Annotated in this window: 7 protein-coding genes; 1 reads left to right on the top strand and 6 read right to left on the bottom strand. The window is 29.7% G+C overall.

The genetic code is table 11. The features are described from left to right. Positions 1 to 2,693 (top strand): conjugal transfer protein TraG N-terminal domain-containing protein (locus AJ930_RS06410; RefSeq protein WP_261659503.1); only part of this gene is annotated, 2,693 nt, incomplete at its 5' end. Between the two features lie 24 nt (positions 2,694 to 2,717). Here the strand turns inward: AJ930_RS06410 and AJ930_RS06405 are convergent. The 6 genes from AJ930_RS06405 to AJ930_RS06380 all read right to left on the bottom strand — a co-directional run bounded on the left by AJ930_RS06405 (position 2,718) and on the right by AJ930_RS06380 (position 6,450). Beyond that, positions 2,718 to 3,062 (bottom strand): hypothetical protein, encoded by a 345-nt coding sequence (locus AJ930_RS06405; RefSeq protein ID WP_044779583.1) that lies wholly within the window; start codon positions 3,060 to 3,062, stop codon positions 2,718 to 2,720. Positions 3,063 to 3,666: 604 nt separating this feature from the next. Further along, a complete protein-coding gene (locus AJ930_RS06400) occupies positions 3,667 to 3,909 on the bottom strand; it encodes a DUF2442 domain-containing protein (RefSeq protein WP_060787619.1) in 243 nt (80 codons plus the stop codon). Then, positions 3,893 to 4,120: a DUF4160 domain-containing protein gene (locus tag AJ930_RS06395; protein ID WP_070275016.1), complete on the bottom strand. Its 228-nt coding sequence runs from the start codon at positions 4,118 to 4,120 to the stop codon at positions 3,893 to 3,895. The genes AJ930_RS06400 and AJ930_RS06395 overlap by 17 nt, the downstream gene beginning before the upstream one ends. Positions 4,121 to 4,234: 114 nt before the next feature. Further along, positions 4,235 to 4,516 (bottom strand): type II toxin-antitoxin system RelE/ParE family toxin, encoded by a 282-nt coding sequence (locus AJ930_RS06390; RefSeq protein WP_070275015.1) that lies wholly within the window; start codon positions 4,514 to 4,516, stop codon positions 4,235 to 4,237. Next, positions 4,517 to 4,750 (bottom strand): hypothetical protein, encoded by a 234-nt coding sequence (locus tag AJ930_RS06385; protein ID WP_002883553.1) that lies wholly within the window; start codon positions 4,748 to 4,750, stop codon positions 4,517 to 4,519. Between the two features lie 692 nt (positions 4,751 to 5,442). Continuing rightward, positions 5,443 to 6,450 carry a DUF3825 domain-containing protein gene (locus tag AJ930_RS06380; RefSeq protein WP_044779628.1) on the bottom strand — a complete coding sequence of 336 codons (1,008 nt, stop codon included), beginning with the start codon at positions 6,448 to 6,450 and terminating at the stop codon, positions 5,443 to 5,445. Positions 6,451 to 6,582: the final 132 nt, after the last annotated feature.

The following is a 6,582-nucleotide window of genomic DNA, read 5'->3' as shown; positions in this document are numbered from 1 at the left end:
TTAGCACTTTGTTTTTTGCACCTTCATTTTTATTTGGTGCAACTGAAATAGCTAATAGCAATTTAATTTATACTTGGGGTTATGGCGATGTGATGAATGAAATCATGCAAGCTGTTAAAGGTATAACCACTGAAACAAGTTATATCGTTAATGCAGCCTTAGCTATTTCATTATTACTTTTTAGTATCAAAAAAGCAATGGATGGACAAACAAATCCTGTGTTTGAATTTGGAAAAATGTTTATACTTTTTGCTGTAGTGTGGCAGATGTTTTTAAGAGCGCCAAATGACAATAATCACCGCTTCATGATTCACGATGAAGTAACAAGTAAAGATTATGTCATTTCTCAAATTCCTATAGGTATAGGAAAAAGCTTTGCATTAATGACACAATTTGAGAAGGTTATCCTAGAAGCTATGGAAAAACATTTTTCAACTCCACAATCTACAAATTTTTCTAACGCAGGTTTGGGTTTTTCACTTCAAGTAATGAGTACTTTACCAAGCGTAAAGCTTTCGGCTATTGATGCAACTTTACAAAAAAATATTGATTTTTATTTTAGAAACTGCGTTTCAGTAGGTATCTTGCTTAATCAACAAGGTAGAAATCTTTTTCAAAACTCTGATAATTTAATGCAAGATCTTTTCACAAATATAGGCAATGGCTCTCAGCTTACTCCTTTGTTTAAAAATAACAATAATGTTGAAGAACAAAGTGTTGTGCCTTGTTCTGATGCAGGTCCTCAAATCGTTGAAATGATTCAAAACGATACAGATGAAGCTATGAAGATTCATGCTGCTTTGCTTGGTATGGTAGATGATATGACAAATTATGAGCAAAAGTTCTTAGGCGCTGCACAAATCTATAACGAACAAGCTGTAAGTGCTAGATCTTATTTACAGCAATCCATGATAATGCTTGCTTCTCAAGATGCAATCATTAATACCGCTAAATCAGTAGGATTAAATCCTGCTTCTGTGGCTGCAAATACTGCTTATGCGGATCAGCAATTTTATGCAAGTATGCAAGCACAAGGACACATGGCACAAACTTATTTGCCTTTAGCTAAAGCTTATTTAACAGCTATCATCATAGGTTTATCTTGGCTTGTTGCTTTACTTTCTATTGTATTTGGCTCTTACGCTCATATTAAGATGTTTTTTACTCTATGTATTTGGATAGTGCTTTGGACTCCTATTCTTTGTATTATTAACTATCTAAATGATTACAATCTTATGAAAGTTGCACAGGTAATAACAGGTGGAAAAGCAGCTTTAAGCTTAGGAGATAATATGCTTATCTTTAAAGAAGTAGCAAGTAGATCAAATTTCATGAATTATCTTGTGATGAGTACTCCTGTTTTAGCTTATGCAATTGCTAAAGCAAGTGAGCAAGGATTTGTAACTTTTGCTTCTGGATTATCTCAAGCTCTAACAGGTGCTTCAAGAGCTGCTGGAAGCTTTGCAAATCAGCAAGCCTTATCTACACAAACTAGCATTGCCGCTCCTAGAGGAGATGAAGTTTGGGCGATGAATGCAGGGGTAGCATCGCTTCAATATGCAAGAAATATAGATGGTGCGGTTACTAAATTTAATACTCAATCAGTTATGGGTGACAATACAAAGAATTCTGAAATCTCTAATGCAAATATGACAGGAACAAATGTTGATGGTATGATGTCAGGCGCCAAACTTAGTGCAGGAGCTATGACAACTATTAATAGCGTATCTCAAGCAAATTCTGATGCTTGGAATAAAAACTTTAATGATCAATATTCGCATATGAGTCAAAGCGGTAGAGCTAGTGCATTAAATGAAGCTAAAGGATTTATGGAGAAAGGAGATGAAGCATTTAAGAAGGCTTTTGGTAATAATTTTGGACAAGAAGTAGAAAAGAGAACTGATTTAAGTGAAACAGAAAAAGCTAATATCAAGGCTTATGCAAGAGTTCAAGCAGGTGGAAGTCTATTTGGTACAGAAGCTGTTGGAGGTGTAGAAGGTAGCGTAAGCAATGATCATGCTAGAAATAGAACGCTTTCTGATAAAGAAAAAGTTGCTTATAATGAAACAATGGAAAGAGCTTCTCTTAAAACTCTATCTACCACAAAAGGTATGGATTCTTCTTGGAGCAATACACTTTCAGGTGGCGATTCTACAGCTTATTCAAAAATGGTTGGGTATGCTCAAAGCTATACACAAACAGAACAAGGTATTCAATCTGTCAGTACTAATAATATTGACAATACACTTAATGTGGTTGCAAGAGATCTTGCTGCAGGAGATAATAAAGACTTTAGCAGCCTTAATACAGCTCAACAAAATGAATACTTTGCAAAAGCAGGTAATTATGTATCCGATATGATTAAGAATGATCCTGCACAACTTGCACAATATAATAGTCAATATGGCGCTCAAAGCATTGTTAGTCCAAATAATACTACTATGCCACACGCTGCAGGTATGAATTTTAAAACCATTGATGGATCAGAAAGAAGTGTTTTAACTCAATCTAATTTAAATCAAGATCAAGTAAATCAAAGTAGTAAAAGAATAAGCAACACTACAACAATGCCAGATAGTCAAGAAGTTAAGGGTGTAGCAGTCAAATCTAATTTAAACAATGAAGTTGGAGAAAAAATTAAAAAAGCCAATCATCTAATAGATGGAAAAACAGGAGATCCTGCTATACACTAAGATTAATTGAGATTAATTTCTCAATTAATCTTCATTGGAATATAAATTGTTATAAAAAGGATTAGACAGCGAAAGGGTTGAATATTTTGATATTCCGCTTTGTTTGAAATGTGTATCATAACAGTTGTCTCTTTTAGGATAAGTTTTTTTGAACGGTTTATTTGTGGCGTTTATTAAAAGTAATACTAAAAATAAACACACTAAACTAATTATAAAACTTAAAATTATATGTTTAATGCCTATATTATAAATATTTATTAATAAACAGCTTAATAATATCAAAGCAAACATTACTGCTACTCCTAATCCTATTGCTATTTTATTTATTAATTTCATTTTTGGTGATTTTATATTTACTGCTTTATCCATCTTTATTCCTTTCAATTATAACTTATTCATATTTTTAATAAAATTATACCATATTTTAATAAATTTTGCAAGTATTTTTGCTATAAAATGCCTATTTTTTAGTGGTTTTAACGGGGTTCTTTTTTTTATTTGACTTGGGAAAAGTCGCCAAAATCTTCATCGGTTTAATTGTATTTTCACGCTACTTTGTTCGCATTACTTTTAAGCATTAAACAATCAGAAGCCACGCACTTCCGATCATTTATTTTTGTAAAGTTTAAAAGTTTTTTTGTTTGTATTAAGCTAAGACTAAGCGTGGATCTTATAAAATAGTTGTAAGAAAGTTATTTTAAAAGATAGTCGATTAAATCGATTATCTTATTTGCTGTCTCCAAAAAGAGAATCGCAAATTCGATTATTTCTCTAATCATAGCTACCCCCTTTCTAAACAATCGGAAGATTAGCCTTATTAGTACTTAAATACAAGCTATATTATAGCAAATTTCATTAAAAAAGCCAAGTTTTTTTGCTATAAAATACCTATTTTTTAGTGGTTTTAACGAGGTTCTTTTTTTTATTTAACTTGGGAAAAGTCACCAAAATCTTCATCGATTTAATTGTATTTTCACGCTACTTTGTTCACATTGCTTTTAAGCATAGCTTCTATACTTAAATGACAGTCTAATTTTTCCCATTCGATGCCTGTATTATCACAGATAAAATGCCATTTTTCTAAATCTTCTGAATTTGCATTTTCAAGTTCTTTATACCATTTTAAAGGAGTTTGGATTATGCGTTCATCCTCTAATAAAACAATAAGATAATCTTTATCGAATTTTACATTCTTTGCCTTAACTAAAGTATTCATTCCATCTCCTTTCAAATTCGAGTCTGTGTTTTTTAACAGTTTCAAGAATAAAAGACAAATCTTTATTTTTAAAATTGCTGAATCGAACTTGTAAATCTTCTAAATTAATTTTCGCAAATTCATTACCTTTCATAACATGAATATGCTTTGGTTCATGTTCATTTGAATAAAAGAAAAACTTAAAGCCATTGATTTCTAAAAGAGTGGGCATAATTTTCCTTACTTTATTCATAATTTTAATAAAATTATACCATTTTTTAATAATTTTTGCAAGTATTTATGCTATAAAATGCCTATTTTATGGGATTTTGAACGGATTTCTTTTTTATTTGACAAGGTTATTTTTGTAAATCGTAATTAAAAGTATTTTATCGTTTTTTAAATCTATATAATATGGAATGACATATTTCTTAAAGATAAAATCTCTTATGTTTTCATCATTAAAAAGAGTAGATTTTCGAAATTTATAAGGCATATTGTCAATGCACAAAATAGCATCTTTTAAAGATTTTGAAAAATAATTTTTTGCACTCACACTATCTTTAGCAATAAAGGCTAAAATATCATTAAGCTCTTTTTTAAATTTATCACTTTCCACAATTTTCATTCACAGCCATTCGCTACCTAATGGAGTTACTGATAATTTTCCTTGTTTATAGTGTAATAAAGTTTCTTCAGCTTCTTTTTTTATTTCATCTATGGTTCGATTATCTTCATAATTATCCAAAGTAGCCTCTAAATCATTTTTAGAAATTTTAAAAATAGCTCCTGCATTTTTTGACAAACATTCTAAACTTTTTATAAAATCAATATCATCACTTGTAATGGTTATAGTGTGCATTATAATTTCCTTTTTAAAGTTTATTAACATGATAATACCATTTTTTAATAATTTTTGCAAGTATTTATGCTATAAAATGCCTATTTTTAGGGGTTTGAAACGGATTTCTTTTTTATTTAACTTGGAAAAATGAATGAGAATTTGTAGTTTCATGTACTAACAAAGGCAAGGGGCTTTTCTGCCCCTGCGGTTTTGTTAGAAAAATACTTCAACTTTAAGCTTAAAAAACCTAAAATTTAGGTATAATCTCACAAAACGCTTACTATGTCGTTTCATAGTTAGCCTTTGTTGTAATTTTCCGCTAGAGTTGCAGCTCTAAAGCGGATTTTTTATTATAGCGAATCTTGTTTTTTGCTTTTCTAATTTTTTGCCAATCTTTTCTATTTTTTTTGTAATTGTTTTATTTTACAAAAATTTTGTTTTAGCCTATTATTAATTGTTTATATGGTAAAATTGGTAAAATTCAGATAATTTAGAGTATACAGTTTTAGCCTATTATTAATTGTTTGTATGGTAAAATTGGTAAAATTCAGATAATTTAGAGCATACGGTTTTAGCCTATTATTAATTGTTTGTATGATAAAATTTTAGATTTTATAGGCAAAGCATTTATATTGTTTTAGCCTATTATTAATTGTTTATATGGTAAAATAGACTTATCTCAAAAGCCTATTTTACCAATGTTTTCACTTTCAAATGGTGTTTTTTACCCATTCAGATTCAACTATTGAAAGAACTCTTGCAGTTTTGTAAATATTATCATGCGGATTTAGTATAGTTCTCACAGCGTAATACTGTTCGTTTTTTACCTCTTCTTTTTCAACTACAACTATCGTATCAACTGATTCTTCTTGAAGTTTCAAAGGAATGTATAAAACTACTCTTTGCTTATAAGCTGCAGGAATAATCATCTTTTGAAGATTATAATTATCTTTGATGATTTTCAATTCACCATTAATAATGTGTCCTATGAACCTATCATTTAGTTTTTTCACAATTTCAGGTAATCGCTCTTTTCTCTCAAAAAGATGCAAATGATTTACCCTAAAATCCAATTTACTGTCAAAAATGATTTCATTTTTGAATGTATCATAATCGCTTAAAGATTTAGGTATTTCTAAATCATCTAAAACTCTATCTCCATTAGAACAAAATTTTCTAAAAATATATCCTCCATTTTCCTGCTTTTCAAAGCATGCAAATATTGGAAAAACACCTGTACTATACAAACCTGTATTGAAACATGCCTTTGTTTTGTCTTTATTATAAGTAATAATATCAGGATAGCTTTTATTTTCGTAAATGAACTCAAAATATTTAAATAGATAAGAAAATAAAATATTATTTCCATTTCCCCAAAATTCTTTTTGAGCTATATTAGAAAGCTCTTGGAGTGTATTTAGAAAATTTGGAAAATAGGCAAATTGAAACAACAAAGGTTTCTCTTCAACTTTGTTTTGAATTTGATCACGATTTGAAGTCTTGTTTCTTGTGGTAGCTTTTTTAACATAAACTAAAGAAGGTTCGTTTTCATCTTTTTCAAGATCAAAGCCTGCTTCTATTAATGCCTTACTACAATTGATTTTTAAATCATATTTTCTTTTCAAATATTGACTGATATGTCCTGTAGTAACATGGTCAAATTTAGTTTTACTATCTTCATAGGCTTCTAAAATTAATTTTTCTATGTTTTTTTCCACGCTAAAAACCTAATTGTCCTTTCTTATAATCTTCTAAACCTTTCAATAGTCCAAAAAGTATGTCAGAATCAACCGCTCCTTCAATAGGAGTGCCTATTACTTTTCCTGTTGGAGTTAAAATATAAGTTGTTG

The organism is Campylobacter sp. BCW_6871 (assembly GCF_001762325.1).
Taxonomy (GTDB): Bacteria; Campylobacterota; Campylobacteria; order Campylobacterales; family Campylobacteraceae; genus Campylobacter_D; species Campylobacter_D jejuni.
Note: the sequence above shows the minus strand (reverse complement) of the source record. Positions and strands in the feature narration are given on the sequence as shown.

Coding starts and splice junctions, on each gene's coding strand:
- AJ930_RS06405 (WP_044779583.1), bottom strand. CDS start 3,062: ATGGATAAAGCAGTAAATATAAAATCACCAAAAATGAAATTAATAAAT.
- AJ930_RS06395 (WP_070275016.1), bottom strand. CDS start 4,120: ATGCCCACTCTTTTAGAAATCAATGGCTTTAAGTTTTTCTTTTATTCA.
- AJ930_RS06400 (WP_060787619.1), bottom strand. CDS start 3,909: ATGAATACTTTAGTTAAGGCAAAGAATGTAAAATTCGATAAAGATTAT.
- AJ930_RS06385 (WP_002883553.1), bottom strand. CDS start 4,750: ATGCACACTATAACCATTACAAGTGATGATATTGATTTTATAAAAAGT.
- AJ930_RS06390 (WP_070275015.1), bottom strand. CDS start 4,516: ATGAAAATTGTGGAAAGTGATAAATTTAAAAAAGAGCTTAATGATATT.